This is a genomic window from Aeromonas sp. FDAARGOS 1419, from assembly GCF_019047045.1.
Classification (GTDB): Bacteria; Pseudomonadota; Gammaproteobacteria; order Enterobacterales; family Aeromonadaceae; genus Aeromonas; species Aeromonas veronii.
In genome coordinates, this window is the sequence record NZ_CP077209.1 from 891073 (window position 1) to 917500 (window position 26428).

Annotated in this window: 25 protein-coding genes and 1 pseudogene; 18 read left to right on the forward strand and 8 right to left on the reverse strand. The window is 62.0% G+C overall.

The features are described from left to right. Positions 1-4 precede the first annotated feature (4 nt). The 14 genes and pseudogenes from I6L49_RS03885 (at position 5) to I6L49_RS03950 (ending at position 13598) form a co-directional block, all read left to right on the forward strand. Positions 5-1036, forward strand: coding sequence for a YcjF family protein (locus tag I6L49_RS03885; RefSeq protein ID WP_139740384.1), 1032 nt, complete (start codon positions 5-7; stop codon positions 1034-1036). Positions 1037-1225: 189 nt separating this feature from the next. After that, entirely contained in the window at positions 1226-2149 is a 924-nt protein-coding gene (locus I6L49_RS03890) for a LysR family transcriptional regulator (protein WP_005346246.1), read from the forward strand. A 197-nt stretch (positions 2150-2346) separates the two neighbouring features. Further along, positions 2347-3492: an ABC transporter substrate-binding protein gene (locus I6L49_RS03895; RefSeq protein WP_216951579.1), complete on the forward strand. Its 1146-nt coding sequence runs from the start codon at positions 2347-2349 to the stop codon at positions 3490-3492. A 143-nt stretch (positions 3493-3635) separates the two neighbouring features. Further along, positions 3636-4649 carry an ABC transporter ATP-binding protein gene (locus tag I6L49_RS03900; RefSeq protein WP_139407866.1) on the forward strand — a complete coding sequence of 338 codons (1014 nt, stop codon included), beginning with the start codon at positions 3636-3638 and terminating at the stop codon, positions 4647-4649. Next, positions 4646-5614: an ABC transporter permease gene (locus tag I6L49_RS03905; protein WP_216950640.1), complete on the forward strand. Its 969-nt coding sequence runs from the start codon at positions 4646-4648 to the stop codon at positions 5612-5614. Before I6L49_RS03900 ends, I6L49_RS03905 begins: the two co-directional genes overlap by 4 nt. A 35-nt stretch (positions 5615-5649) precedes the next feature. Then, positions 5650-6477, forward strand: coding sequence for an ABC transporter permease (locus I6L49_RS03910; protein ID WP_005352644.1), 828 nt, complete (start codon positions 5650-5652; stop codon positions 6475-6477). Between the two features lie 29 nt (positions 6478-6506). Beyond that, positions 6507-7937, forward strand: a complete 1431-nt coding sequence (locus I6L49_RS03915; protein WP_216950641.1) for a gamma-aminobutyraldehyde dehydrogenase — start codon at positions 6507-6509, stop codon at positions 7935-7937. Positions 7938-8089: 152 nt separating this feature from the next. After that, positions 8090-8884: a phenylalanine 4-monooxygenase gene (gene phhA / locus I6L49_RS03920; protein WP_216950642.1), complete on the forward strand. Its 795-nt coding sequence runs from the start codon at positions 8090-8092 to the stop codon at positions 8882-8884. Positions 8885-8947: 63 nt separating this feature from the next. After that, positions 8948-9286 carry a 4a-hydroxytetrahydrobiopterin dehydratase gene (locus I6L49_RS03925; protein ID WP_019444917.1) on the forward strand — a complete coding sequence of 113 codons (339 nt, stop codon included), beginning with the start codon at positions 8948-8950 and terminating at the stop codon, positions 9284-9286. Between the two features lie 29 nt (positions 9287-9315). Beyond that, positions 9316-9405: pseudogene (locus I6L49_RS03930) on the forward strand (4a-hydroxytetrahydrobiopterin dehydratase); the annotation flags it as partial. A 148-nt stretch (positions 9406-9553) separates the two neighbouring features. Beyond that, positions 9554-11101, forward strand: a complete 1548-nt coding sequence (gene tyrR / locus I6L49_RS03935; RefSeq protein WP_005333656.1) for a transcriptional regulator TyrR — start codon at positions 9554-9556, stop codon at positions 11099-11101. Positions 11102-11290: 189 nt separating this feature from the next. Then, positions 11291-11848, forward strand: a complete 558-nt coding sequence (locus tag I6L49_RS03940; protein WP_005333646.1) for a YfiR family protein — start codon at positions 11291-11293, stop codon at positions 11846-11848. Continuing rightward, the gene (locus tag I6L49_RS03945; protein ID WP_216950643.1) at positions 11845-13074 is read left to right on the forward strand and encodes a diguanylate cyclase; all 1230 of its coding nucleotides are present in this window, start codon (positions 11845-11847) and stop codon (positions 13072-13074) included. Before I6L49_RS03940 ends, I6L49_RS03945 begins: the two co-directional genes overlap by 4 nt. Before the next feature lie 35 nt (positions 13075-13109). Next, positions 13110-13598 carry an OmpA family protein gene (locus I6L49_RS03950; protein ID WP_005333642.1) on the forward strand — a complete coding sequence of 163 codons (489 nt, stop codon included), beginning with the start codon at positions 13110-13112 and terminating at the stop codon, positions 13596-13598. Between the two features lie 95 nt (positions 13599-13693). On the opposite strand, the gene I6L49_RS03955 is transcribed toward I6L49_RS03950, so the two are convergent. Further along, positions 13694-14431, reverse strand: a complete 738-nt coding sequence (locus I6L49_RS03955) for a TerC family protein (protein ID WP_127006498.1) — start codon at positions 14429-14431, stop codon at positions 13694-13696. Positions 14432-14551: 120 nt separating this feature from the next. On the opposite strand from I6L49_RS03955, the gene I6L49_RS03960 reads away from it, so the two are divergent. From I6L49_RS03960 to I6L49_RS03970, 3 genes are all read left to right on the forward strand, one after another. Continuing rightward, complete coding sequence (locus I6L49_RS03960; protein WP_216950644.1) at positions 14552-15667, forward strand: ATP-NAD kinase family protein; 1116 nt, start codon at positions 14552-14554, stop codon at positions 15665-15667. A 99-nt stretch (positions 15668-15766) separates the two neighbouring features. Further along, on the forward strand, positions 15767-16045 hold the full coding sequence (locus tag I6L49_RS03965) for a YfcL family protein (RefSeq protein WP_005333639.1): 279 nt from the start codon (positions 15767-15769) through the stop codon (positions 16043-16045). Positions 16046-16143: 98 nt separating this feature from the next. Continuing rightward, on the forward strand, positions 16144-17808 hold the full coding sequence (locus tag I6L49_RS03970) for an AMP-binding protein (protein WP_216950645.1): 1665 nt from the start codon (positions 16144-16146) through the stop codon (positions 17806-17808). Positions 17809-17917: 109 nt separating this feature from the next. Here I6L49_RS03970 and I6L49_RS03975 read toward each other — a convergent pair whose 3' ends face one another. The 3 genes from I6L49_RS03975 to I6L49_RS03985 all read right to left on the reverse strand — a co-directional run bounded on the left by I6L49_RS03975 (position 17918) and on the right by I6L49_RS03985 (position 21327). Continuing rightward, positions 17918-19081 (reverse strand): PLP-dependent aspartate aminotransferase family protein, encoded by a 1164-nt coding sequence (locus tag I6L49_RS03975; protein WP_042052882.1) that lies wholly within the window; start codon positions 19079-19081, stop codon positions 17918-17920. A gap of 133 nt (positions 19082-19214) precedes the next feature. Next, a complete protein-coding gene (locus I6L49_RS03980) occupies positions 19215-20258 on the reverse strand; it encodes an isopenicillin N synthase family oxygenase (protein ID WP_216950646.1) in 1044 nt (347 codons plus the stop codon). A gap of 430 nt (positions 20259-20688) precedes the next feature. Continuing rightward, entirely contained in the window at positions 20689-21327 is a 639-nt protein-coding gene (locus I6L49_RS03985) for an NAD(P)-dependent oxidoreductase (protein ID WP_216950647.1), read from the reverse strand. A 101-nt stretch (positions 21328-21428) separates the two neighbouring features. On the opposite strand from I6L49_RS03985, the gene I6L49_RS03990 reads away from it, so the two are divergent. Beyond that, positions 21429-22319, forward strand: a complete 891-nt coding sequence (locus I6L49_RS03990; protein ID WP_216950648.1) for a LysR family transcriptional regulator — start codon at positions 21429-21431, stop codon at positions 22317-22319. 124 nt (positions 22320-22443) lie between these two features. On the opposite strand, the gene I6L49_RS03995 is transcribed toward I6L49_RS03990, so the two are convergent. The 4 genes from I6L49_RS03995 to I6L49_RS04010 all read right to left on the reverse strand — a co-directional run bounded on the left by I6L49_RS03995 (position 22444) and on the right by I6L49_RS04010 (position 26399). After that, complete coding sequence (locus I6L49_RS03995) at positions 22444-23346, reverse strand: LysR family transcriptional regulator (RefSeq protein ID WP_216950649.1); 903 nt, start codon at positions 23344-23346, stop codon at positions 22444-22446. 100 nt (positions 23347-23446) lie between these two features. Beyond that, entirely contained in the window at positions 23447-24706 is a 1260-nt protein-coding gene (locus I6L49_RS04000) for a CynX/NimT family MFS transporter (RefSeq protein WP_216950650.1), read from the reverse strand. Continuing rightward, positions 24703-25602: a pirin family protein gene (locus I6L49_RS04005; protein WP_216950651.1), complete on the reverse strand. Its 900-nt coding sequence runs from the start codon at positions 25600-25602 to the stop codon at positions 24703-24705. Before I6L49_RS04005 ends, I6L49_RS04000 begins: the two co-directional genes overlap by 4 nt. A gap of 59 nt (positions 25603-25661) precedes the next feature. Further along, complete coding sequence (locus I6L49_RS04010; RefSeq protein ID WP_216950652.1) at positions 25662-26399, reverse strand: isochorismatase family protein; 738 nt, start codon at positions 26397-26399, stop codon at positions 25662-25664. Between the last annotated feature and the right edge of the window lie 29 nt (positions 26400-26428).

The window sequence follows — 26428 nt, forward strand, 5'->3', positions numbered from 1 at the left end:
GGCGATGAACGATCAGATAAAAGAGCGGCCACCGTTGCAGGGCAAGGTGATCCTTGAGCCTGCCTTGACGGTGGCCAGTGACGAGCGCCCGCCCGCACCGGCCCAGCGGCTGGAGGAGGCGAGTTTCGAGCGTCTAGATGAGCTGGACGAGTTCACCGAGGTGGAGAGCGCCCTCGTCAGCAAACCGCGCCGCCGCCATCGGCTGCTGGCGTGGGGGCTGGGGGCAGTCGGTCTGCTCTCGTTGGGCCAGTATGGCGCCTTTCTTTACGATCAATTCCTCACCACCCCGCTCTGGGGCAGCGCCTGGCTGGCGGCCTCGGCGCTGGTGGCGGCGGGCACCGCCAGCGTGGTGGGGCGCGAGTGGCTGCGGCTGCGCACCCTCAAGCGGCGTCAAGATGTGCGCTCGCGAGCAGAAGATCTGCTTGCTCATCAGGGAGTCGGGCAGGGGCAGGCCTTTTGCGAAGGGTTGGCGGTCAAAAGTGGCGACAAGGGGCGCGAGGGGTATCAAACCTGGCTGGCTCAGCTCGATGAGAGCCACAGCGATCGGGAGGTGCTGACCCTCTACAGTCAGCTGGTATTGAGCGAACGCGACAAGCTGGCGCAGGCGCGGGTGGCCAAATGGTCGGGGGAGGCTGCGGTGCTGGTGGCGTTAAGCCCGCTCGCCACCGTCGACATGATGCTGATGCTGTGGCGCAACCTGCGGATGATCGAGGATATCGCCGATGTCTACGCCATCGAACTTGGCTACTGGAGCCGCATACGCCTCATCCGTCAGGTGTTTCGCAACATGCTCTACGCCGGTGCCACCGAGCTGGTGACCGAGGTGGGGATGGACTTGCTGGGCGCCGAGTTTGCCGCCAAGCTCTCTGCCCGCGCCGCACAAGGGGTGGGGGCCGGGCTGCTCACCGCTCGCCTTGGCCTGCGCACCATAGAGGCGTGCCGCCCGCTGCCCTGGTGTGCGGACGAGAAACCCAAACTCGGCGAGCTGCGCAAGCGGCTGATCGGCCAGCTGGCGGGGTATCTCAACAAATCCTGATGCCCTGTCTGCACCTTGCTGCGATGACCCATGCCTCTGTTGTGCTCGCCAAGCCGCAGGGGCATGGTTTTAATCGGCAGATCATTGAGTTGGCAGCAGTGTCCGGTTTTGGCGAGACGCCCGTTTACGGTTAAGCTGGCAGTCAATCTTACCAATCACACCAATAGTACCAATCGGCAAGGATGCCCGATGAACTTTACCTTTCGCCAGATCCGTTATTTTGTGGCCGTGGCCGACAGCTTCTCAGTGAGTCGCGCCGCCGCCGAGTTGCATATCTCCCAGTCGGCGGTCACCAGCGCCATTCGCGAGCTGGAGACCGAGCTCGGCGCCCCGCTATTCGAGCGCAATCCGCGCGGCGTCACCCTCACCACTCAGGGGCACCAGTTTTTGCTCCACGCCCGCCGCATTCTCGGCGCCATGACCGAGGCGAGCCACTCCCTCAAAGCGGTGGCCCAGCAGGATCAGGGACGACTCACCATCGGCGTGACCACTCTGGTGGCGGGTTACTACCTCTCAGAGGCGCTCGGCCGTTTTCGCCGCGCCTTTCCGGCGGTACAGATCGAGGTGAAGGAGGATGAACAGCCTTTTCTGGAGCACCAGATCGTCAACGGCGAGGTGGATGTGGGGATCCTGATGACCAACCGCACCATCCGGCAAGAGGCGTTTGATACCGAATTGCTGACCCGTTCGCCGCTGCGGCTCTGGCTGGCCGCCAACCACCCGCTCTGCGCCGAGTCGACCCTCTCGCTCACCGCGCTGGGGGAGGAGCCGATGATCTCGCTGACCGCCGATCAGCTCGATCAGATCATCGGTGGCGGCCTGCGCCGCTACGGCATCTCCCCCCGTATCGTGCTGCGCACCGCATCGGTGGAGGCGGTGCGCAGTTTGGTCGCCAGCCAGCTCGGGGTCGCCCTGTTGCCCGATTTTGCCTATCGCCCCTGGTCGCTGGAGCAGGAGCGGGTCGAGGCGCGCCCCATCAAGGAGCCTATTCCCGCCATCGATATCGGGCTGGTGTGGCGCCGTGGTTCTCGGCTGGATTGGACGGCGCGGGAATTTATCGATATTGCGCGGGATCAGAGCCGGTTGCGGGCCCGTCAGGCGCTCCCTCGCTAGCCATCTCTTGCGGGGTGGCCACCAAAAATCAGATTCATCTGCACTCGATATCGATTTAGCTGATACCTGAGCCACCAAAAATTGAAATATTCATCGTATTGCCACTCCCCTAAGCTCATTGCTGGTTAACAGGATGTTAACGCCAATGGCGGCGTTCCTTCACCTGATGCAAGTCAACACAATGCAAGGAGTGCATGATGAAATTGACCCCTCTGATGCTGGCTCTTGTGCCGGCGCTGCTGGCAGGCCAGACCCAGGCTGCCCCGACCGAGCTCGGCAAGGGTGAAGGCCAGCTCAATATCGTGGCCTGGGCTGGCTACGTTGAGCGTGGCGAGACCGACAAGAACTACGATTGGGTGACCGGCTTCGAAAAAGAGACCGGCTGCAAGGTGAGCGTCAAGACGGCGGCCACCTCGGACGAGATGGTGGCGCTGATGAACGAGGGGGGCTTCGATCTGGTGACCGCCTCCGGCGATGCCAGCTTGCGTCTGATTGCCGGTGGCAAGGTGCAGGCGCTCAATCTGGCGCTCATTCCGAGCTACAGCAAGATTGATCCCCGGCTGCAAAATGCCCCCTGGCACACTGTGGATGGCAAGCACTACGGCGTGCCTTACCAGTGGGGCGGCAATATCCTGATGTACAACACCAAGGTGTTCCCCAAGGCACCGGACTCCTGGAACGTGGTATTCGAGGAACAGACCCTGGCGGATGGCAAGTCCAACAAGGGGCGGGTGCAGGCCTTTGACGGCCCGATCCACATCGCCGATGCCGCCCTCTATCTGATGACCCATCAGCCTGCCTTGGGTATCAAGGATCCTTACGAGCTGAACGAGGATCAGTACAAGGCCTCCCTCGATCTGCTGCGCAAACAGCGCCAGCTGGTGGGACGCTACTGGCATGATGCTTTCGTCCAGATCGATGACTTCAAGAACGAAGGGGTGGTCGCGTCAGGCTCCTGGCCGTTCCAGGCCAATGCCCTGATTGCCGACAAGCAGACCATCGCCACCACTGTGCCGAAAGAGGGAGTGACCGGTTGGGCCGATACCAGCATGGTGCACAGCGATGCCAAGAACCTCACCTGCGCTTACAAGTGGTTGGAGCACTCCCTGAGCAACAAGCTGCAGGGGGATCTCGCCGCCTGGTTTGGCTCGGTGCCTGTGGTACCTGCCGCCTGTGAGGGCAATGCCCTGCTGGGCCCGACCGGGTGCAAAACCAACGGTATCGACAACTTCGATCGGGTTCGCTTCTGGCGCACTCCGGTCTCCCAGTGCAAGAGCCAGGGAACTTGCGTGCCCTATTACCGCTGGGTTTCCGACTATATCGCCATTCTGGGCGGCCGCTAAGGCGGGGTGAGCAAGGTGGTCGGAACCGCTGCCACCTTGCCAACGGCAGGGGCGCTGCGTCTCCTCTGCACGACTGCCGAGAGCGGATAATCAAGCGGGCCGGACAGGAGTCCGGCCCATCCCAGCACAGACAAGGACGCCCCATGAACGCCGTACAATTTGACCGGGTCAGCCGCCACTATGGCGAGGTGAAGGCGGTCGATGACATCTCTTTCCAGATCCCCTCCGGGGAATTCTTTACCCTGCTGGGGCCGAGCGGTTCCGGCAAGACCACTTGCCTGCGGATGATCGCGGGCTTCGAGTACCCGAGCGACGGGGAGATCCGCCTGTTCGGCGAGCCCTGCTCCACCGTGCCCCCCTACGATCGCAACCTGAACACCGTGTTTCAGGACTATGCCCTGTTTCCCAACATGGATGTGCGCGACAACATCGGCTATGGCCTGATGCTCAAGGGGGTGGCCAAGGCACAGCGCTACCGCAAGGTGGACGAGATGCTGGAGCTGGTGCGACTACCCGGGGTCGGCAAGCGCCGCCCGAGCCAGCTCTCCGGCGGCCAGCGCCAGCGCATCGCCATCGCCCGGGCGCTTATCAACCAGCCACGCATCCTGCTGCTGGATGAGCCGCTGGGGGCCCTCGATCTCAAGCTGCGCGAGCAGATGCAGCTTGAGCTCAAGGCGTTGCAACGCCAGCTGGGCATCACCTTTATCTTCGTCACCCACGATCAGCAGGAGGCGCTCTCAATGAGCGACCGGATCTGCATCTTCAGTCAGGGCAAGATTGAGCAGATCGCCGCCCCCGATACCATCTACGACGCTCCGGCGACGCCGTTTGTGGCCCGCTTCGTCGGTACCGTCAATCTGTTCGAAGGGGAGCAGGCCAGACGGCTGTGCGGCGACGGCAGCCAGATGATGGTGCGCCCGGAGCGGATCCGGCTCGCTGAGGCGGGCACGCCGGGCTGGTCGGGGGAGATCCGTGAAGTGGAGTATCTGGGTCCCTTCGTCCGTTATCGGGTTGATCTCGGGGAGCAGCTCGAGATCATCGTCAACCACCCCAATGAGGGGCAGGCCCGTCTGGCGCGTGGCAGCAGGGTCAGCCTCAGCTGGCCGGAGCAGGCTATCCATCGCCTGAGCGGCGCCCATCAGGGGGCGCAGCCATGAGTGCCCCTCACAGTGCGAGTCTTGCCATGAACCATCAGCCCGAACCTGCCCGTTTCAGGCCGCTGCGGCGCCTCTCGACCCTGCTCTATGGTCGGCCCGGCCTGCTGCTGGCGATCCTGCTGGGGCCGCCGCTGCTGTGGCTCGGCATCATCTATGTCGGCTCCTTGCTGATGCTGCTCTCCAACTCTCTGTTCGGGCTGGACGAGTTCAGCGGTCAGGTGCGCCACGAGCTGGGGCTGCAAAACTTCGTCGCCCTGCTGCGGCCGGAGAATCTGGATGTGATCGGCCGCACCGTCGGCATGTCGTTGCTGGTGACCCTGGCCTGCGCCCTGCTCGGTTTTCCGGTTGCCTACTACATGGCACGCTACACCAGTGGCAAGACCCGGGCGCTGTTCTATGTGGGGATCATGCTGCCGCTCTGGTCCAGCTATCTGGTGCGGGTCTATGCCTGGAAGCTGATTTTGGCCAAGGAGGGGGTAGTGAGCTGGCTGGCCGACAGCATGGGGCTGGAGTGGCTGCTCAATGCCATCCTCTCCCTGCCGGTGATAGGTGGCCCGTCGCTCTCTTTTTCGCGGCTCGGCACCTTTATCGTGTTCGTCTATGTCTGGCTGCCCTTCATGATCCTGCCCATTCAGGCAGCGGTGGAGCGTATACCGCGATCCCTGCTGGAGGCGAGCAGCGATCTGGGGGCGACACCCGCCCAGACCTTTCGCAACCTGATCCTGCCGCTGGCGTTGCCCGGTGTGGTGGCGGGCTCCATTTTCACCTTCTCGCTGACCCTCGGTGATTACATCATCCCCGGCATCATCGGCAACTCGACCATGTATATCGGTCAGGTGGTCTACATGCAGCAGGGAACGGCGGGCAATCTGCCCTTTGCCGCCGCCTTCTCGCTGGTGCCGATCCTTATCATCGCCATCTATCTGGCGATTGCGAAACGGTTAGGAGCCTTTGATGCGCTTTGACTCTATCGCTTTGAACCGGCAGCAAGGAGGCCGTCATGTCAGCTAGCTCAGTGAGCCGTCAGGGAGAGCGCCCTTCGGGCCTGCTCAAGTACGCCGCCATCGGTGGACTCTTGTTCCTGCACTTTCCCATTCTGTTTATCTTCCTCTACGCCTTCACCAGCGAGAGCAAGAGTTACCAGTTTCCGCCCCCCGGGCTCACCCTCAAGTGGTTCGAGGTGACCCTCAATCGCCCCGATGTGTGGCGTGCCATCCAGCTGTCGCTGGAGGTCGCGGGGCTGGCGACGTTGGCAGCCATGATCCTCGGCACCTTGGCGGCAGGGGCCATTGCCCGCAGCCGCTTCTTCGGTCAGGAGGTGGTGTCGCTGTTGCTGGTGTTGCCCATCGCGCTGCCCGGTATCGTCACCGGTATCGCGCTGCGCTCGGCCTACGGCTTGATGGAGATCCCGTTCAGCTTCTGGACCATCGTTATCGGCCACGCCACCTTCTGTGTGGTGGTGGTCTACAACAATGCGCTGGCCCGTTTTCGCCGCACCAACCAGAGCCTCATCGAGGCGTCGATGGATCTCGGGGCCGACGGCTTCCAGACCCTGCGCTACGTGATCCTGCCCAATCTGGCCACGGCGCTGCTGGCGGGGGGCATGCTGGCCTTTGCCCTGAGTTTTGACGAAGTGATCGTTACTACCTTCACTGCGGGCCAGCAGACCACCCTGCCCATCTGGATGTATCAGGAGCTGATCCGTCCCCGTGACAGGCCGGTCACCAACGTGGTGGCCCTCATCATAGTGGCCTTCACCACTATCCCTATTTTGCTTGCCTACTACCTCACTCGCGACACCCATGATGTCGCTGGCAGTGGCAAATGATGACTCAACGCGTGCGCAAGGATGCAACCATGAAACTCTCTACCCAACTCTTGATTGATGGCCAGTTTGTGACCGGCGAGGGGCAGGCCGAACCCATTCTCAACCCGGCCAACGGCGAACAGATCGCCGCCGTGCCCGAAGCCTCGTTCGAACAGGTGAACCGGGCGGTGAACGGTGCCCAGCGCGCCTTCGCCCAGTGGCGCCGCACCACCCCGGCAAGCCGCAGCAACCTGCTGCTGCGTCTGGCGGATCTCGTCGAGCGCCACGCCGAGGAGTTTGCGGCGCTGGAATCCCTCAACTGCGGCAAACCTTATCTGGCGGTGCTCAACGACGAGCTGCCCGCGGTGGTGGACTGCTTCCGCTTCTTTGCCGGGGCGGCCCGCTGCCTGCAAGGGCCGCTGGCGGGGGAGTATCTCGAGGGGCACACCAGCATGATCCGCCGCGACCCCATTGGTGTTGTGGGCAGTATCGCCCCCTGGAACTACCCGCTGATGATGGCGGCCTGGAAGATGGCGCCGGTGCTGGCGGCGGGCAATACGGTGGTGCTCAAACCCTCCGAGCAGACCCCGCTCACCGCTTTGCGGCTTGCCGAACTGGCCAGCGAGATCTTCCCCCGCGGCGTCATCAACGTCATCTGCGGGCGGGGGGAAAGCGTGGGGGCGCCGCTGGTGGAGCACCCGCTGGTGCGGATGGTGTCGCTCACCGGCGATATCGCCACCGGCCAGAAGATCCTGCAAAGCGCTGCCCGCACCATGAAGCGCACCCACCTTGAGCTGGGAGGCAAGGCGCCGGTCATCATTTTCGACGATGCTGATCTGGAGGCGGTGGTGGCGGGCATTCGCACCTTCGGTTTCTACAACGCAGGCCAGGATTGCACCGCCGCCTGCCGTATCTATGCCCAGGGCAAGATCTACGACAAGTTCGTCGCCGCCATGACCGATGCGGTGGCCTCCATCAAGGTGGGAAGCCAGTACGAGGAGAGGGTGGAGATGGGGCCGCTTATTTCGGACAGACAGCGCAACCGGGTCGCCAGCTTTGTCGAGCGTGCCCAGAGCAGCGGTCATGTGGAGGTGACGGCGGGGGGCAAGATCCGCCCAGGCAACGGCTTCTTCTTCGAGCCGACCCTGATTGTCGGGGCCCGTCAGGAGGATGAGATCGTGCGCCGCGAGGTGTTTGGCCCTGTGGTGTCGGTGACCCGTTTCAACGATGCCGAGCAGGTGGTGCAGTGGGCCAACGACTCGGACTATGGCCTCGCCTCGTCGGTCTGGACCAAGGATCTGAGCCTCGCCAGCAAGGTGGCCAGCCACCTGCAATATGGCTGCACCTGGATCAACACCCACTTCATGCTCACCTCCGAGATGCCCCACGGCGGCATGAAGATGTCGGGCTACGGCAAGGATCTCTCCCTCTATGCGCTGGAGGATTACACGGTGCCGCGCCATATCATGGTCAAGCTGTAGTGGGGACTGGTTAGCGGGTTGTCACAATTTATTTACAACTGTTTCCGGCAGCCGGCTCATGGGTCGGCTGCTTTTTTTGTTGCCATTTCGTTACAGTGAAACAGTGATGAAACGGCAAGGCGCCTGATGTGGCGCCAGAGGATGGAACCGCTATGGCAACCTTTTACACCGCCCACCAGCCGGATGCTGACGGGGTGATCCACTACAGCAACGAGGAGCATGGTACCTGGCAGGTCCTGATCGAACGTCAGTTCGCCGCTCTTGCTGGCAAGGGGTGTGACGAGTATCTGGCCGGTCTCGACAGACTGGGGCTGCCCCGTGAGCGCATCCCCCAGCTGGCCGAGATCAACGCCGTCTTGCAGCCTGCGACCGGCTGGTCGGTGGCGGCGGTGCCTGCGCTTATCTCGTTCGATCGCTTCTTCGCCCTGCTGGCCACCCGCCAGTTTCCGGTAGCGACCTTTATCCGGCGCCGGGACGAGCTCGACTACCTGCAAGAGCCCGATATCTTTCACGAGATCTTTGGCCACTGCGCCATGCTGACTAATCCGGCCTTTGCCCACTTCACCCACCTATACGGTCAGTTGGGGCAGCAGGCGAGCAAGGAGCAGCGGGTTTTTCTGGCGCGGCTCTACTGGTTCACCGTGGAGTTTGGCCTACTGGCCACGCCTGACGGGCTGCGTATCTACGGTGGCGGCATTCTCTCCTCCATCGGCGAGACCGCCTATGCCCTCTCCGGCCAGCCGCTGCTGCAACCCTTCGATCTACTGACTGTGCTGCGCACCCCGTATCGCATTGACATCATGCAGCCCACCTATTTTGTGCTGCCGAGTCTCGATCATCTCTACCAGCTGACCGGGGAGGAGATCATGGCTGCTCTGGCGGAGGCCAGTCGGCTTGGCCTCTATCCGCCACGTTTTGAGGTTGCCGCTGGCAAACAGGCGAGCTGACCAAAAGCAAACAACCCTATTTCATTTTCATTAATTTTTCATTAATTCAAGCAGGAGTAACCCATGTCCGAACTGGCCAGCCAACAGTGTGAAGCGTGTCGCGCCGATGCCCCCAAGGTGAGCGATGAGGAGCTGCGCGAGCTGATGCAGCTTATTCCCGACTGGCAGCCGCTGGTGGAGGAAGGGGCGCTGCAACTGCGACGGGAATTTACGTTTCGCAACTTCAAGGAGGCGCTGGCCTTTACCAACCGCTTGGGCGAGCTGGCGGAGGCGGAGTTCCACCATCCGGCCATTCTGACCGAGTGGGGTAAGGTGACCGTCAGCTGGTGGACCCACAAGATCGGCGGCTTGCACCGCAACGACTTCATCATGGCTGCACGCACGGATGAGCTGCTGAAGTGAACGCCACCACTCATCCAGTGAGCGATATGGTGATCGTCAGCTGGTGGATGCATAAGATCGGCGGTTTGCATCGCAACGACTTCATCATGGCGGCGCGCACTGATCAGTTGCTCCGGTAATCGCGCCCCACAGCAGCGTCATCGATTGACCCGGGCCTGCCTGCGAAAGCGGGGCGGGCCCGCATTTTTATGGGCTGGCGCTCGCACTGGGGGGATCGAGACTGTATTATCCGCTCATTCATAGAGTTAGCTAGGAAGTGTGTCCCGAATGCGTCTTGAAGTCAGCTGTGAAGACCGCCTGGGCCTGACCCGGGAACTGCTCGACCGCCTGGTGGAGCACAATATCGATCTGCGCGGCATCGAAATCGATACCTCAGGCATCATCTATCTCAACTTTCCCGAGCTGGAGTTCAGTGATTTTCAGCACCTGATGCCGGAGATCCGCCGTATTCCCGGCGTCTACGACGTCAAGACCATCCCCTACATGCCTTCCGAGCGAGAGCATCACGAGATCGAGGCGCTGCTCAAGGCGCTGCCGGATCTGGTCTTCTCCCTCGACAGCAAGGGCAAGGTGACCCAGGCCAACCAGTCTGCCCTCACCACCCTCGGCTTGCCGGTGGAGGAGGTGCGCGGGGTGGCGCTCGGTTCGCTGGTCAAGGGTTTCTCTTTCACCCGCTGGCTGGAGGCGAGTGAGATCAAGCCGCAGACCTGCAAGCTCAGTTTCAATGGCGAAGAGTATCTGGCGGATCTGATGCCGCTGTTCGTGGCGGAAGCCCGCGGCAAGCAGGCGCTGGCCGGTGCCGTGGTGGTGCTCAAATCTGCCCGTCGGGTCGGCCTGCACTTCAGCGCGCTTCATGCGGTGGAAGTGGGGGGCTTCGAGCATCTGCAGGCCGAGAGCCCCAAGATGAAAGAGGTGCTGTCGCAAGCGCGCAAACTGGCGATGCAGGACGCGCCGCTGCTGATTGTCGGTGAGACCGGTACCGGCAAGGAGCTGCTGGCCCGTGCCTGTCACGGGGCCAGCCTGCGCTCCAGCCACCCCTTTATGGCCCTCAACTGCGCCGCCATGCCCGATAACGTGGCCGAGAGCGAGCTGTTTGGTTATGCCCCCGGCGCCTTTGGCAACAACACCGAGGGCAAGCGCGGTGTGCTGGAGCTGGCGAGTGGCGGCACCCTGATGCTGGACGAGATCGGCGACATGTCTCCCCATCTGCAGACCAAGTTTTTGCGGGTGTTGCAGGATGGGGTATTCCGCCGAGTCGGTGACGAGCAAGAGGTGAAGGTCAACGTGCGTTTCATCTGCACTACCCAGAAGCAGTTGCTGGATCTGGTGCACGAAGGAACCTTCCGCGAGGATCTCTACTATCGCCTCAACGTACTCAGTCTGGCGCTGCCACCCCTGCGCGAGCGCAAGGCAGACATCATGGTGCTGGCCCAGCAGTTTGTCTCCCGCTTTGCCAGCGAGTTGCAGCGACCCCGTCCGCGCTTTACCCGCAACATGGCCGACTACCTGACCGCCTACCGCTGGCCGGGCAACGTGCGTCAGCTGCGCAACTGTCTCTACCGTGCCATGACCCTGCTGGAAGGGGATGAACTGGGGCCCGAGCAGATCGACCTGCCGGTGGCGGCCGATACCATGCCGCTGATCGACGAGTGGTTTGAGGGGAATCTCGACGATGCGGTGAAGCGCTTCGAGAGCCAGCTGCTGGCCCGGCTCTATCCCGCCTTCCCGTCAACGCGCCAGCTGGCCAAACGCCTGGGCGTGTCGCATACCGCCATCGCCAACAAGCTGCGGGAATACGGCATCAGCAAGAAGTGATTTCCGTCTTGTTGCCTGCCACCAGAGAGCCCGTTACCAGACGGGCTCTCCGTTTTCTTTACACGAACTCCGTAGTTGATGGCGGGGTGAGACTTGTCAGGCCAGTGTCAGCCAACTTACTATCTGGGTTCATGTACCCGAACCGCAATGCCATAGCAGCGGTATTGTCAAGGCGACCACCTCCCGATCATGCTGTTACTCTTTTCCCCCCGTTTAACTGCCCGTCTGGCGCTCCTGTTGGTTGCGTTTGGCCTGCTGTTGCCCCGCGCGCTGGCGGAAACGGCCGCAGAGAGCCGGGCGACGGCGGTCAGGGAGCTGGTGCTCGATATCATGAGTTACACCCGCTGGCCCACCGAGCCTGCGGTGCTGCGCATGTGCGTGGCGGCGCCGACCGAATATGCCGGCGCTCTCTTTACCATCGATCGTCAGGCCAATGGGCGCACCGTGCAGGTCCATCGTTACGAGGCGAGCGATCCGGCCATCAGCGATCACTGCGATGTGCTCTATCTGGGAGTGCTCGACGAGCCGACCCGGATTGCGCTGTTTGCCCGCCTGCAGGGACACCCAGTGCTCAGCATCAGCGAATACAACCACGACTGTTCCACCAGCTCGGTGTTCTGCCTGCAGACCTCGCCGGACAGCGTGCGAGTGCGGTTTAAAGTGAACCTCGATGCCCTGGCCCTGAGCGGCGTGCGGGTGCATCCCGCCGTGCTCAAGCTGGCCCATGCCGACAAGGGGGTTCCATGAGACGACAGGTGAGCGCGGCTCCCCGCCGTCTGACCCTGCGTCAGAGCCTGGGGCGAACCCATCTGGTGGCCGCCATCACAGCCGTCAGCGTGGCGGGACTCTTTTTTACACTGGTGGCCCTGCTGGTAGTGCGTTTTTACGCCGACCACAATCTGGAGCTGGTAGCACGCGCCATCAGCTACAGCGCCGAGGCTGCGGTGGTGTTCCACGATGAGGAGGCGGCGAGCGAGGCGCTCAGTGGCATCGTTGCCAAGGAAGAGGTGGCTGAAGCCACTATCGTGCTGACCAATGGCCAGCTGCTCGCCAGTTGGGAGCGCCCCAGAAGCAACCCGCTGGTGACGCTCGAAGACTATCTGGCCCAACTGCTGATGCCGGGGCCTGTCAAACTCCCCATGCTGCGGGGTGGTGAGCAGATCGCCACCATCGAGCTGCGCGGCCACGGTGAATACCTGTTGCTGTTTTTGCTCTCGGCGCTGCTGGTGATGGTGGTTTGTCTGATGCTGAGCGCCATGGTGGCACTCTATGTGGCTGACCGGATGCAGGTCTCCATCACCGCACCGCTGCGCAAACTGGCACTTGTCGCCCACTCGGTACGCCGACAACGCACCCTGGGGATGCGGGCGCCACCGGCCGATATCGTTGAGCTAAACGAGCTGGGGGATGACTTCAACTCCCTGCTGGATGAATTGCAAGCCTGGCAGGCCCAGCAAGCCCGCGAGAATGCGAGCTTGCTCCATCAGGCGACCCACGATGCCCTCACCGGTCTACCCAATCGCGCCCTGTTTGAAGCGCGGCTCGCGCAGGCCATCTCCCTCGGCGAGCAAGAGGGGTTTGCGCTGCTCTATCTCGACTGCGATCGCTTCAAGCAAATTAATGACACGCTGGGGCATAACGCCGGTGACGATGTGCTGATCGCGCTCTCAAGACGGGTGCAGCATCAGCTGCGTCCGGATGATCTGGTGTTTCGCCTCGGTGGTGACGAGTTTGCGGTGCTGGTTGGCCCACTCCAGCGACAGCATGAGGTGGAAGAGGTGATTGGCCGCATCCAGCAGGCGATGAGCGAACCGGTGGCGCTGCGTGACGGTCGTCAGCTGGTGGCCGGGGTGAGTGTCGGCTTCGCCGTCTATCAGGCGGGCATGAGTGCCAGCGTGCTGTGTGATCAGGCCGATGCAGCCATGTATCTGGCGAAACGGGCGCGCCGCAGTGAACAGCAAACCATCGCCTGACTGGCAAGAATAACAACATAAACAAGGAGCAAACCATGAAGATCACCCACCTGTTGAAAGTGACCCTGCTGGGGTTGATGTTGTCGCTGCTGGCCGGTTGCCAGAGCGCGCCCAAGGGGTTGACCCCGGAGCAAATCGCCGTGCTCAAGGAGCAGGGCTTTTATCTGACCGATGAGGGGTGGACGCTGGATCTGGCCAACCGGGTGCTGTTTGCCAACAACGTGGGGGCGCTCAATCCCCAGACTCGCCAATCCGTTGAAAAACTCGGTAAAACACTGCTTGGCGTAGGGTTGGACAAGGCGCGGGTGGATGGCCACACCGATAATACCGGCGAGAGCAGCTACAACCAGCAGCTCTCCCTGAAGCGGGCTCAGTCGGTGGCCGATGTGCTGGTCTCGGTCGGCATGAAGCCAGCCAATCTGGAGATCCATGGCCGTGGCGAGACCATGCCGCTGGCGGATAACAAGACCAGAGAGGGCCGGGCCGCCAACCGCCGGGTTGCCATCGTCATCAGCGATCAATAACCCTTTCATCGTTTCGTTACCCATAAAAAAAGAGCGCCCGACCGGCGCTCTTTTTGATCGCGACAGCTGGGGTCGCGGGGGCATGTGGGGCAGGGTTACTGCGCGCTATTTTGCCCGCTATTGTCGTGATGGCTGCGCAGGCGGATGTTGATCATCTCCACCACCAGCGAGAAGGCCATGGCGAAGTAGATGTAGCCCTTCGGAATATGCAGATCCATCCCCTCGGCCATCAGGGCGAAACCCACCAGGGTGAGGAAGGAGAGGGCCAGCATCTTGATGGTGGGGTGGCTGTCGACGAAATCACCGATGGATTTGGCGGCAAACATCATGATGAAGACGGCGATCATGATGGCCAGCACCATCACCGGCACGTGATCGGCCATGCCGACCGCGGTGATCACCGAGTCGAGGCTGAAGACGATATCGAGGATGGCGATCTGGATCAGGGTGCTGATAAAGCCCGAGGCCGCTTTGCTGACGCTCTCCGGCTCGGCCGCCCCTTCCAGAGTGACGTGGATCTCGTGAGCACTCTTGCCGATGAGGAACAGGCCCCCCAGCAGCAGGATCAGGTCACGGCCGGAGATGGCTTCACCCAGCACGGTGAAGAGCGGATCGGTGAGGCGCATCACCCAGGCCAGCGAGAGCAGCAGCAGGATCCGGGTACCCATGGCGAGCCCCAGACCCAGAATGCGCGCTTTTTGCCGCTGCGCCTCCGGCAGGCGACCGACCAGGATGGAGATAAAGATGATGTTGTCGATGCCCAGCACGATTTCGAGCAGGGTAAGGGTGGCGAGTGCGACCCAGGCAGAGGGATCAAGAACCCATTCCAGCATGATTGAACCTTGGTTGAAAATTGGTTGGAAAATTGAAGCAGCGCATTCTAGCAGGGGCGCCACTGCTTGTCCCGGAGGGGGGAAAAGATAAAAATGGTGGCCATCGCAAGGGAGGCAGGCATGTTTCGATTAGGATTCATTATTAATCCGGTCGCCGGGATTGGCGGCGCAGTGGGGCTCAAGGGCAGTGACGGCGTGGTGGATGAGGCGCTTGCTCGTGGTGCCGTGCCCAAGGCGCAGGAGCGGGCGCGGCAAGCCTTGTTGCCACTGTGCGAGCTGAGCGTCCCGTTTGAGCTGCTGACGGTGGCGGGAGAGATGGGGGAGACGGTAGCCCGATCTCTGGGACTATCCTGTCGGGTCATCTATCAACCGGCCGGGGATAGCACCTCTGCTGACGATACCCGCCACGCAGCCGAGCTGATGTGCGAAGCCGGGGTCGATCTGCTGCTGTTTGCCGGTGGCGATGGCACGGCGCGGGATATTTGCGCCGCGGTGGGGGAGTCTTGCCATGTGCTCGGCATTCCCGCGGGGTGCAAGATCCACTCCGGCGTCTACGGGGTGACGCCCGCTGCCAGCGGGCGGGTGGTAGCGCGGATGATCGCAGGGGAACTGCTCAGCCTGATCGATGCCGAGGTGCGCGACATCGACGAGGAGGCGTTTCGCGCGGGCAAGGTGCGGGCCCGCCACTACGGCCAGCTGAAGGTGCCCGGCGATCTGCGTTACGTACAGGCGGTAAAACAGGGGGGCAAGGAGTCCGAAGAGCTGGTGTTGGCGGATCTCGCCGCCGGTGTGGTGGAGCAGATGGAGCCCGATACCCTCTATCTGATGGGCTCCGGCAGCACGGTGGCAGCCTGTATGGCTGAGCTCGGTCTGGAAAATACTTTGCTCGGTGTGGATCTGGTGGAAAATGGCCGACTTATCGGGCAGGATCTCAGCGCCGCCGAGATCCTGACCCGGATCCGCGGCCGTCGCTGCCGACTGATCATTACCCTGATCGGCGGACAGGGACATCTGTTCGGGCGCGGAAATCAGCAATTGAGTCCTGAGGTGATTCGGTGTGTCGGGCTGGACAATATCCAGGTGCTGGCAACCAAAGCCAAGCTTGCCGCCCTTGCGGGCAGGCCGCTGCTGGTGGACACCGATGATCCGCAATTAAACCGGGCGTTGCGTGGTTATCTGCGAATAACCACGGGATACAAGGATCAGGTCATCTACCCGGTGGCCAACCCGGAATAGGACGCCAAGGACGCTGCTGGCCTGGCGCCAGAGAGCTGCAATCAACCGGATTGCGGTTCCATACCCCCGAATTTTTTGCCGCAAATGAGGCTGCGTTACATGACGATTCACGATTTTGAGCACAAGTTGTTGGGACTGATCGACAGCATGGTTGCTACCGCGACCGACGATGAGCTGTTTGCGGGGGGTTACCTGCGAGGTCATATCTCATTGGCCGTTGCCCGGGCCGAGCTGGAAGGCAAGACCCTGGTGCGGGACGTCAAGAGCTATGTGCTGCGCAGCCTCAACGAGGCGATCTTGCAAGGTGAGCTTTCTGAAGAGGATGAAAAACTGGTGCAGGCGATGTGGAGTCGTTTGCAACAAGACGCAGAAGCTTGATCGGATACACAATTCAAACTGAAGTTTGAGTTTATCCTTCCCCTGAAGTTAGTGAAAGGTTAATAATAAGTTTCGCCTTTTGTTTCAGGGATTAAACTATGGCCTCCTCCTCACGCATTGCCAATAAACTGCCGCTCGAGATGCTCTATCACTGGGAGCGGCAGTGTCCTGATCGAACCTACCTGCGTCAAACCATCAACCGCGAATATGTCGATTTCACCTGGGGTGAAGTGGCCGATGAAGCGCGGCGGATGGTGACGGCCTTGCGTCACCTCGGTCTGGTGGCCGGTGACAAGGTGGCGCTGCTCTCCAAGAACTGTGCCCAGTGGTTTATCGCCGATCTGGCGATGCAGATGGGGCAGTATGTGAGCGTGCCCATCTACCCGACTGCCAACGTCGACACCATCGAATATGTTCTGCGCCACAGCGAAGCCAAGGCGATCTTCGTCGGCAAGCTGGATGACTGGAAGAGTCAGGAGGCGGGCGTCCCCGCCGATCTGCTGCGCATCGCCTTCCCCTACGACACCATGCCGGCCAGCCACCAGTGGGACGATCTGCTGGAGGCGCATGAGCCGATCCCTGACTGCCCGGTACAGGCCCCTGACTCCCTGCTGAGTCTGGTCTACACCTCTGGCAGTACCGGCAAACCGAAAGGGGCCATGCTGAGCGTTGAGCGTTACGCCTGGTCGTGCGAGAAGCTGGTGGAGACGGTGAGCCTGAGCCAGGCCGATCGGGGCTTCTCCTACCTGCCGCTGGCCCATATTACCGAGCGGGTCTACATCTACGGCGGTAGTCTCTATGGCGGCGCTACCATCGCGTTCCCTGAATCCCTCGACACCTTTATCGAAGATGTCAAACGCTGCCGTCCCACCGTCTTTATCTCGGTGCCGCGGCTGTGGGCCATGTTCCGCATCAAGATCCACGAGAAGCTGCCCCAGAACAAACTGGAGTTGCTGCTCAAGATCCCGCTTATCTCCGGCCTTATCAAACGCAAGCTGCAAAAGGGGTTGGGACTGGATCAGGCCCGGGTACTCGGCTGCGGCTCCGCGCCTGTCTCCCCTGCGCTGCTTGAGTGGTATCTGAGCATCGGCCTCAAGGTGACTGAAGCCTGGGGCATGACCGAGAACCACGCCTACTCCACCATTAACTACCCGTTCCGCGCTGACAAGATCGGCACCGTCGGCAAGGCGGGGATTGGGGTGACCATCAAGATCTCCGACGAGGGTGAGATCCTCTGCCGCTGCGAAGGGATGATGCTGGGTTACTACAAGGATCCCGAGCACAGCGCCGAGGCCATCGATGCCGAGGGGTGGCTCCATACCGGCGACATGGGCAAGCTGGACAAGGAGGGTTATCTCACCATCACCGGCCGGATGAAGGATGTGTTCAAGACCGCCAAGGGCAAGTATGTGGCGCCGGTGCCCATCGAGGGACTGCTGGGGCAGGAGCCCATTATCGAACAGCTCTGCGTGATTGGTTACGGCATGCCCCAGCCCATTGCGCTGGTGCAGCTGGCTGAGAGTGCCATGAAGGGCAATCGGGAGGAGGTCAACGCCAGACTGGAAGCGGCGCGGGTACGGGTCAACGATCAGCTGGAATCTCATGCCAAAATTCGCGGCATTCTGGTAGTGAAAACTCCCTGGAATATCGAGAACGGTGTGCTGACTCCCACCATGAAGATCAAGCGTCACCTGCTGGAGCAAAAGTACGCCCAGGTCGGGGATCGCTGGCCCTCATCCCAGGTGGTGGTGTGGGAGGAGTAAATCCCGTCTTTCCATAGCGCAACAAACAACAACGGCCCTTGATGGGCCGTTGTTGTGTTTGAGGCATCTCACTCGCCGCTGTTTTGTCGGCGAGTAAAAGCGCGCCCGGTTAGATCTGCGCTAGCGCGGCGGCCAGATCGGCGATCAGATCGTCCGCATCTTCCACCCCGATGCTGAAGCGGATGAGGTCGTCGTTGACCCCGGCGGCGAGGCGGCTCGCCTCGTCCATGGCGGCGTGGGTGGTACTGGCTGGATGGCAAGCGAGACTCTCGAGATCCCCCAGACTCACCGCCTGCACGAACAGCTGCAGGTTATCGAGCAGGGTGGCACAGCGCTCAAACCCGCCTTCAAGTTCAATACTCACCATGCCGCCAAAGCCGCTGGCGAAGGCGCCGAGGGCATCGTGGCCCGGATGATTGGCAAGCCCCGGGTAGATCACCTTCTTCACCGCCGGATGGGCCGCCAGAAACTCGGCCACTTTCTGCGCATTGTGCAGGTGGGCATCCATCCGCAGCGGCAGGGTCTTGACCCCACGCTGCAGCAGGTAAGCCTCCTGCGGGCCGATGGGGGAGCCGATATGTTTGAGGGCCACGGTGCGGATGGACTTCATCAGGGCGTGAGAGCCCGCCACCACCCCGGCGATGATGTCGCCGTGGCCACCCAGATATTTGGTACCGCTGTGCATCACCACGTCGACACCGAGTTCCAGCGGACGCAGCAGGTAGGGGGTGAGGAAGGTGTTGTCACACACTGTGATGGCGCCCACCTTGCGGGCCGCTTCCACCACCAACCGCGGATCCACCACCTTGAGGGTGGGGTTGGTCAGGGTTTCGAACAGTACCACCTTGGTAGCAGGGCGGATGTTGGCCAGCAGATCCCGATCGCTCTCGTAAGCGGTGACCTTGATGCCGGCGCGGCTGAAGGTCTGCTTGAGGAACGCATCGGTGCCGCCGTAGAGCGGGCCGATATAGGCCACCTCATCGCCGCTGTCGGCCAGCGCATACATGATGGCGCTCACCGCCGCCATGCCGCTCGCCACCACCAGCGCTTCATCGGCACCTTCGAGGGCTGCCAGCTTCTGCTCCAGCTCGGCGGTGGTGGGGTTGCCAAAGCGGCTGTAGATAAAGCCGGGGGCTTGACCTGCAAAGCGCTCCTTGCCCGCCTGGGCGTTGAAGTAGCTGAAGGTGCTGCTCTGGTAGAGCGGGGTGGTGAGGGCGCCGGTCTGTGGGTCGATCCGCTGGCCGCTGTGTACGCTCATGGTCTTGAATTTCATCGTGTTGCTCCGTGATGACCAGGCTCTGGCCATGACTTGTTTTGTTGTTCGTTGCTTGTTGTTTTTGTCAGCGCGGGTATGTGCATGCGGCTTATAGCTTATGCATATACCCGCCTAGGGATCTTTACGCTGCTTAGGCCGTTATCGCTTCGCTTTCAGTGCGCGGGAGGCGAGTTGGTTCCACCGGCCCATAGTGCCGCGCCGCCACATCCGGGTGGGAGCGCAGCCGCCCCTTGAGCACGTTCTCCCCAACCTGATAGAAGAGCGGGTTGTTCGGGTCACTCTCCGGCCCTTGCGCCTGCGCTGCCAGCGCGGGGGAGAGGCTGAGCAGTGGCACGGTGGCATCGAGCCGCGCCGCCATAAAGAAGGCGCAGGAGAGGCGCGAGACGCCGGGCTGCGGGCTCACCACCCGATGCAGGGTCGCCTTGAGATAGCCGTTGGAGGCCAGCTCCAGCAGCTCGCCGATATTGACCACCAGCGCGCCCGGCAGGGGAGGCGCGGAGATCCAGCCATCGGCCGTCTCGACCTCAAGCCCCGAATGATTGTCCTGCATCACCAGCGTCAGGTAGCCGGGATCCTTGTGGGCGCCGACCCCCTGACTGCTGCCGCCCGCCTCTTGCCCCGGGTAGTGAATGAGCTTCATGTGCTGATAGGGGGCGCCGCGGATGCTGTCGTCAAACACGTTGGCCGGTTGCTCCAGCACCTCGGCAAAAGCGGCCAGCAGGGTGAGGGTGATGTCGCTCAGCCGATCCTGCCACGCCAGCAAATGGGCTTTCATCTCGGGCAGGGCGGTCGGCCACTGGTTGGGGCCGATCAGCCGCTGCCAGGGTTCACGGATCAGGGCCGCAGGCAGGGCTTGCGCCTCGTTCATGATATCGAACTGCTCTCGCAGATCCGGCCGCGCTCGGGTCAGCTCGGCACCGACCCGGTTGTAGCCGCGAAAGTGGGGGCTGTTGACCATCAGCACCGCCAGTTTCTCCTGCTCCGGCAGAGCAAAGAAGCGCTCTGCCAGCGCCAGGGTCTCTCGCTGCTCGGCGTCACTCAGGCCATGTCCTGTCAGATAGAAAAAGCCCACATCACGGGCGGCCGCGGCCAGCCTGGCCAGCATAGGGCGACGCACCTCGGGTGCCCCGATGAGGGCAGCCAGATCGATGATCGGCAGTGGTGAATGTTCCATGTGCACCTCCTCACTCTTTCGTTATCTCTGGCGCCATCTCTTCTGCTGCCTCTGGTGCGGGCTGGCCTGATGAGCGGCAAACGGGATGGCGCGACAACGTGGCGGTATGCGCTTGCGGTGTGGCGCCATCTGGAATGAACGGGATGCTACTGTTCGGTGTTATAAGACGGAAACAACAAATTATTCTTAGTTATATACAAAATTCGAAATGGAATTCGGCGCCTGATGGGTTGACGGGTTTTTGCGCAGCCATTGCGGGGTAAAGGGGCAATGATGAGGGGGAGAGTGATAACCAGAGGCAAGCTGCCAGTGGCAAAAATGACCAAAACAGAAGGGAGGCGGATGCCTCCCTTCTGGTTGAGCGGTTTTTCACCTGACCGAAAGCACAGGCGAGTGACCGCGTATTCTGGCCTTAACCGCCTGCTGGCTCTCAGTAACCCAGGGTAAAGCGCTGGCGCTGGTGAGCCGGTTTTTCTACCTCGTTCAGCACGCCATCGGCCAGATCACCGGCGGTGATCCCGGCAGGCTGTTCGCCGCTAAAGAGCACCTGATCGCCACCAATCCGATAGCCGCCGCGCTTCTCGCCCGGCTTCAGGAACACCGGGGGAGAGACAAAGCGCCAGTCGAGAGCGGTTTCACGGCGCAGGGCGGTGAGACCGTCGCGGGCCGCCAGTGCCCCCTGTTTCCACTCGGCCGGAAACTCCGGGGTATCCACCAGTTGCACGCCGGGAGCGACCTCCAGACTGCCGGCACCACCCACAACCAGCAGCCAGCTATTGGCCGCTTTGGCTGCTGCGACAATCGCGTTGGCGCCCTTGAGGTACTGGTCGTAGATATCCGGTGTGGTCCAGCCCGGGTTGTAGGCGCTGATCACCCGATCGTGCCCCTGGAGCACCTCGGCCAATGCCTGCGGGTTTTGGGCATCCACCGCCACGGCGGAGACCTGTGGTTGGGCGGCCACCTTGCTGACATCGCGGACGATGGCGGTGACGTGATGGCCACGGCTGATGGCCTCGTTCAGGATGGCTGAACCGACAAAACCGCTGGCACCGATCAGGGCAATCTTCATGGGGAACTCTCCTTCACTGTTGGAATGGGGCTATCCTACGCCGCCATTTATGATTTAATAATCACCTCAAAAATGCATTCACTTGTAAGTTGGATTTAATAATGGAACTGCTCAGACGTTACGCCATCTTCGCCGCCGTGGTGGAAGCGGGCAGCATGACAGGGGCGGCCAAATCCCTCGGCATGACCCCCTCTGCCGTCAGTCAGCATATCAGCCAGCTGGAGAGCCTGCTCGGGCTGCCCCTGCTCCATCGCTCCACCCGTCGCCTCAGTCTGACCGAGGCGGGAGAGGTGGTGTGGCAAGGGTGCCGGGCGTTGCAGCAGACCCTGAGCGAGACCGAACTGCGCCTCTCCGAGGTGCGCGACGCCCTGCTCGGTGAAGTGCGGATCACCGCCCCGGTGGGGATGGCGGGCCAGCCACTCGCACTGGCATTGTCCCCGCTGTTGCAGGCCCACCCCGGCCTCACTATCCAGATCATCGCCGACGACGAGAAACGAGATCTGATTGCCGAGCGGATCGACGTAGCACTGCGGGTCGGCACCTTGCCCGACTCGACTCTGGTAGCCCGCAAACTGGGGCAAACCCGGATGCTGCTCTGCGCCGCCCCCGCCTATCTGGCGCGCAAGGGGACGCCGCGCACGCCCGCCGATCTGGCCACCCACGACTGGCTCTGCGGCGACATGCTGGGCAACGGTTTGCTGCTGCAGGATGAAAAGGGGGGCGAGCACAGGGTGAGGTTCAAGGCCAAGGTGCTCTGCAATAACGTGCTGCCCCTGCGCCAGTTTGCGCTGGCAGGGCAGGGTATCTCGCTGCAACCGGAGGGAGAAATTGGCGAGGATCTGGCGCAAGGGCGTCTGCTCGAACTGCTGCCCGGTTTTCGGGTGGCGCCGATGGAGATCCACGCCATCACACCGCAGCGGGAGATCCCGGAGAAGGTGCGACGGGTGGTGGAGGCGCTGCGCAGCTATTTCGGCACAACGATGTCGTCATGAGCTGTGCCTTAATGGTTGAGAAAAGGCGCCCGATTATCCTGAAGGGGAATTATCCATAAGGCGGTTTGTCCAGAAGAGCGATAGCCCGGATGAGGAGATGGGCATGCTTGACTGTTAAGCATACTTAAAACGAGCTGACGGCCCGCACCTGATCTTTGAGCCAATTAAGCCCGGTATCCTGACCGGAGCTCTTGTGCCAACTCATGTAGACGGGGCAATCCTCCGAGAGCCAGGGGAGGGGATAGCTGGCCAGATCCAGCGTTTGCCCCAGCTTCTCCATATGCCACTGGCTGGCGACGCAGAGCCAGTCGGTACGACTCACCAGATGAAGGGCGGTGAGCAGGGAGTCGCTCTCGTAGGCAATCTGGCGCGGCGGCAGCGGCGCCTTGGTCAGGGTGTTGAGCAGCAAGCTGTCGAGCCGCCTGGTTTGCAATACCACGTGCTTTTCGTTGAAGAAGGTGGCCATGTCGGGGGCCTGGCGGATCCTGGGGTGATCCTTGCGGCAGGCGATGCGCAGGGCCTGGGACATGATCTGCTCGTTTTCGATCCCCTGCTCCGCCATCGGCTTGGTGGCCAGCACCAGATCCACGCTGTGCAGATAGAGGCTGTTCTGGCGCAGGGCTTCGTCCTGCACCTGGGTGTTCCACTCCAGCTGACAGTTGGGGGCTTGGGTCTGCAGCAGGTTGTTGAGCTCCGGCAGGAAGAAGATATCGATATCGGGCACCCCCGCGATGCGAAAAGTGCGCCGACTGGTCTGGGGATCAAAGAGATCGGTGCGCTGCAGGCTGCGCTCCATGTCGTGCAGCGGCACCATGATCTCGTGGTGCAGACTAAGCGCTCGCGCCGTGGGGGTGATGCCGCGTCCTTGGCGGACAAACAGCGGCTCGCCCACCAGGCTGGTCAGGCGGCTGATGGCCTGGCTGATGGCCGAGGGGGTCATCTCCATCATCTCGGCGGCCGTGGTGACACCACCATAGCGGATCACCGCATCGAGGACGCGAAAGAGATTGAGATCGACTTGAGACATGGTGGCTACCGTTAAGCAAGATTAAACAGTTAACATACTGAACAGCCTCTTGTCCGGCCAGCATTCCCTGCGATAACTGTGATGTTTCCCTCTCTATTCGTCACCTTTCATCTTGCCGCGAATGCGATCGAGCCTGTTTTGCAGCCATGCTTGAGCCCGGCAGGTGGCCTGCGGCATAGAGTAGCGCGACCAGCATCAAGCCGCCCAGAAAGAGCCAGCGAGCGCTCCCCCAATGGCCGCTGTCCGTCATCAGGGCCGCCAGCAACAAGGGCCCCAGCAGCTGACCAAGGTTGGCGAGCTGGACAAAAAAGCCCTGCACGATGGCTAGTTGTACCGGCCCCTGACTCACTCCCTGCGCAGACGAGAGGATCGCCGGCGGCGCCATACCGCCCGCCAGGGAGAGGGCGAGGCAGAGCCCATAGGCCCACCACGGCGACAGGCCGGGCCAGAAGGCGAGCATGCCGCACAGCGCCATCAGGCCCAGTGCCCAGCTGATGAGCCGATCTCGTGCCACACCCCGGCGCAGCAGCCATGCCCCCATCAGGTTGCCGGGAATATTGGCGACCACCGCCAGCGCCGAGAGCAGGGCGATCTGGCTTTGGCCAATCCCGGGGCTGCCTTGCAACATGGTTGGCAGCCAGACAAAGAGCGCCCAGAGCATCAGGCTGTAGAGCGTGAACGCCAACCCGTAGCGCCAGAGTGCCTTCTGCCGGAGCACCGTGAGTTGGCGCAGCGGGTGGCCCGAGTTGATCGAGTTTTGGGGTGCCCAGACCCGCAGTTTATCTGCCGAGCGACTGGCGAGCAGAAGCAGCAGGGCAGAGAGTTGCGGGAACATCAGGATCAGCCAGGCCAGTCGCCAGCCACCTTGCGCCGTGAGCCAGGGGGTGAGCAGCATACCCGCCGCCGCCCCGAGAGGCAGGTTGACCGCCCACAGGCTCAAGGCCAGTCGCTTATCCTCCTCCCGGCTCACCGCCACGATAAAGGCGGGCATGGCCACCGAGACCAGCAAAAAGCCAATCCCCTCGACAATGCGCGACAGCAGCATCATGGCCAGCCCGGTGGCGGGTAGTGCCAACGCCCCGCCTGTGACGATAACCAAAAGCCCCACAACCCCGGTTTGCCGCCCACTCCAGCGGGTCAGCAACAGGCCGAGAAAGAGGCTGAAGAGGATCGCCAGCGTATTGAAAGCTGAGGCGAGATAGCTGGCTTCGACCAGTGTCAGCCCCAGCTCGCTGCGCAGTATGCCGAGTACGGCGGGCACTTTGCCAAGGCAGAGGGCGCCGCTGGCACCGGCAAAAATGGCGAGGAAGACCAGAGGCCAGCGGGTGCTTTGTGGCTGGTGGCCAGCGAGCGTGCTCATGGCCGATATTGGCCGTTGCGCAGCCACTCATCGTTGAGCTGACCAAATTCGCCGCGCTGATAGGCATGCAGCCGATCTGCAATGGCATCGTGGCTGTTCATGACGAAGGGGCCATGTTTGACCAGGGGTTCATTGAGTGCCTGGCCTGAGAGCAGCACGAAGTGGCATGGCTCGGTGGCCTCAAACTGCAGAGCCACCGCCTCGCCGCCATCGGCAGAGAGGCTGACCCCCATCCCGTGACCTGCCGGGATGAGGTGCCGCTCTCCCTCCGCCTGCAGGGTCAGCGATCCGGTCAGGGGATAGATCATGGCATTCCAGCCTGCCGCCAGCAGATGGGTGAAGCGGCTGCCGGGCGCGCAATGGCCATCGAGCAGGGTAAAGGGTTGGGGCAGCTCTGCCGAGTGTGGTGCCGTTATCCCGTTGCTGTGGCCTGCGACCACCCGTACTCGCACCCCTTTGCCATGAAATTCGGGGATGGTGGCTGCGGCTGCGTGGACGGCAAAAGGCGACATCATCTTTTGACGGGCAGGCAGGTTGACGAAGATCTGCAGGGCGTGGACATAGGGCGATGCCCCCTCCGGCTGCTCGGTATGTACGGCCCCGCGCCCGGCCGCCAGCCAGTGGAGCGCGCCCGGTTCGATGGGGCCCTGATTGCCGAGGGAGTCGTAGTTGACGTGGGGGCTCGTCGAATCCTCGAACAGATAGGTGACGGCAGAGATCCCGGCGTGGGGATGGGGCTCGAAGGTGGGGGCGGTCATCTGGAAGTGATCCACCATCACCACGGGGTCTATCAGACCGTTGAAAAAGTGTTCGCCAAAATGGCTGGCTTCAAAGCCGCTGCCAATGCGCAGCGGTTGGCCCTTGACGGGGGCGGAGAGAGTCAGACGTCTGGTCATCAATGGATCCTCAAGAAGATAAAAGATGCCTTCGGTCATCTGACCGAAGGCGAGGCGAGTTACGACTTCTTGGCACCCTCTTGCATCTGCCACACCAGGGTGGCGAAAGGCATGTCGAGGGCGCTGTAGACATCGTGCGCCTTGGGATCGACGTTGCTGCGCAGCATCTCGACCGCGGCAGAGGCGTAGTCGGTGACCGGGATACCGGCCCCCAGCAAGCGTTGTAGACCTGTGGTGCGCTTGGCTTCGTTGAAGGTGCCGGAGGCGTCGAGTACCACCCGGGCATCATAGCCGGCAGCCTTGGCAGAGAGGGCCGGGAAGCTGGCGCAGATCTCGAGCGATACCCCGGCGATGATCAGCTGTTTGCGGCCGGTCTTCTCAATGGCGGCGCGCACGGCGGGATCGTCCCAGGCGTTGATGACGGTGCGGTTGATCACCTTCACATCCGGCAGGGCACTGGTCAGTTCGGGCATGGTGGGGCCCCACATGCTATCGGGCATGGTAGCGGTCACGATCACCGGCACGCCGAGGGCGCGGGCGGCGTTGGCCAGCGCCACCACGTTGTGCTTGAGCTCGCCCACCGTGGTGTCGCGCACGCCGCTCAGCAAGCCGACCTGATGGTCGACCAGCAGCAGTACCGCATTGTCTCGGGAGAGCATCTCCAGATAGCGGTTGGGTGATACTGTCGGATGGCTGGTTGCCTCGGCAGCCATGGCCGGTGTTGCTGTGGTGGCCAGCGTGGCGGTCAGGGTCGCCAGACCGAGCAGGGTGGCAGAGCAGATTTGTCGCAGTTTCATGGTGAACTCCTTGTGATATCGGAACAGTC

What these genes read in the sequence shown, in the direction of transcription:
- I6L49_RS04000 (WP_216950650.1), bottom strand. Translation starts at nt 24,706, where the DNA reads ATGAGCACGCTCGCTGGCCACCAGCCACAAAGCACCCGCTGGCCTCTG.
- I6L49_RS03970 (WP_216950645.1), top strand. Translation starts at nt 16,144, where the DNA reads ATGGCCTCCTCCTCACGCATTGCCAATAAACTGCCGCTCGAGATGCTC.
- tyrR (WP_005333656.1), top strand. Translation starts at nt 9,554, where the DNA reads ATGCGTCTTGAAGTCAGCTGTGAAGACCGCCTGGGCCTGACCCGGGAA.
- I6L49_RS04010 (WP_216950652.1), bottom strand. Translation starts at nt 26,399, where the DNA reads ATGAAACTGCGACAAATCTGCTCTGCCACCCTGCTCGGTCTGGCGACC.
- I6L49_RS04005 (WP_216950651.1), bottom strand. Translation starts at nt 25,602, where the DNA reads ATGACCAGACGTCTGACTCTCTCCGCCCCCGTCAAGGGCCAACCGCTG.
- I6L49_RS03990 (WP_216950648.1), top strand. Translation starts at nt 21,429, where the DNA reads ATGGAACTGCTCAGACGTTACGCCATCTTCGCCGCCGTGGTGGAAGCG.
- I6L49_RS03940 (WP_005333646.1), top strand. Translation starts at nt 11,291, where the DNA reads ATGCTGTTACTCTTTTCCCCCCGTTTAACTGCCCGTCTGGCGCTCCTG.
- I6L49_RS03955 (WP_127006498.1), bottom strand. Translation starts at nt 14,431, where the DNA reads ATGCTGGAATGGGTTCTTGATCCCTCTGCCTGGGTCGCACTCGCCACC.
- I6L49_RS03895 (WP_216951579.1), top strand. Translation starts at nt 2,347, where the DNA reads ATGAAATTGACCCCTCTGATGCTGGCTCTTGTGCCGGCGCTGCTGGCA.
- I6L49_RS03960 (WP_216950644.1), top strand. Translation starts at nt 14,552, where the DNA reads ATGTTTCGATTAGGATTCATTATTAATCCGGTCGCCGGGATTGGCGGC.
- I6L49_RS03945 (WP_216950643.1), top strand. Translation starts at nt 11,845, where the DNA reads ATGAGACGACAGGTGAGCGCGGCTCCCCGCCGTCTGACCCTGCGTCAG.
- I6L49_RS03900 (WP_139407866.1), top strand. Translation starts at nt 3,636, where the DNA reads ATGAACGCCGTACAATTTGACCGGGTCAGCCGCCACTATGGCGAGGTG.
- phhA (WP_216950642.1), top strand. Translation starts at nt 8,090, where the DNA reads ATGGCAACCTTTTACACCGCCCACCAGCCGGATGCTGACGGGGTGATC.
- I6L49_RS03995 (WP_216950649.1), bottom strand. Translation starts at nt 23,346, where the DNA reads ATGTCTCAAGTCGATCTCAATCTCTTTCGCGTCCTCGATGCGGTGATC.
- I6L49_RS03985 (WP_216950647.1), bottom strand. Translation starts at nt 21,327, where the DNA reads ATGAAGATTGCCCTGATCGGTGCCAGCGGTTTTGTCGGTTCAGCCATC.
- I6L49_RS03950 (WP_005333642.1), top strand. Translation starts at nt 13,110, where the DNA reads ATGAAGATCACCCACCTGTTGAAAGTGACCCTGCTGGGGTTGATGTTG.
- I6L49_RS03890 (WP_005346246.1), top strand. Translation starts at nt 1,226, where the DNA reads ATGAACTTTACCTTTCGCCAGATCCGTTATTTTGTGGCCGTGGCCGAC.
- I6L49_RS03905 (WP_216950640.1), top strand. Translation starts at nt 4,646, where the DNA reads ATGAGTGCCCCTCACAGTGCGAGTCTTGCCATGAACCATCAGCCCGAA.
- I6L49_RS03910 (WP_005352644.1), top strand. Translation starts at nt 5,650, where the DNA reads ATGTCAGCTAGCTCAGTGAGCCGTCAGGGAGAGCGCCCTTCGGGCCTG.
- I6L49_RS03885 (WP_139740384.1), top strand. Translation starts at nt 5, where the DNA reads ATGAACGATCAGATAAAAGAGCGGCCACCGTTGCAGGGCAAGGTGATC.
- I6L49_RS03980 (WP_216950646.1), bottom strand. Translation starts at nt 20,258, where the DNA reads ATGGAACATTCACCACTGCCGATCATCGATCTGGCTGCCCTCATCGGG.
- I6L49_RS03925 (WP_019444917.1), top strand. Translation starts at nt 8,948, where the DNA reads ATGTCCGAACTGGCCAGCCAACAGTGTGAAGCGTGTCGCGCCGATGCC.
- I6L49_RS03965 (WP_005333639.1), top strand. Translation starts at nt 15,767, where the DNA reads ATGACGATTCACGATTTTGAGCACAAGTTGTTGGGACTGATCGACAGC.
- I6L49_RS03915 (WP_216950641.1), top strand. Translation starts at nt 6,507, where the DNA reads ATGAAACTCTCTACCCAACTCTTGATTGATGGCCAGTTTGTGACCGGC.
- I6L49_RS03975 (WP_042052882.1), bottom strand. Translation starts at nt 19,081, where the DNA reads ATGAAATTCAAGACCATGAGCGTACACAGCGGCCAGCGGATCGACCCA.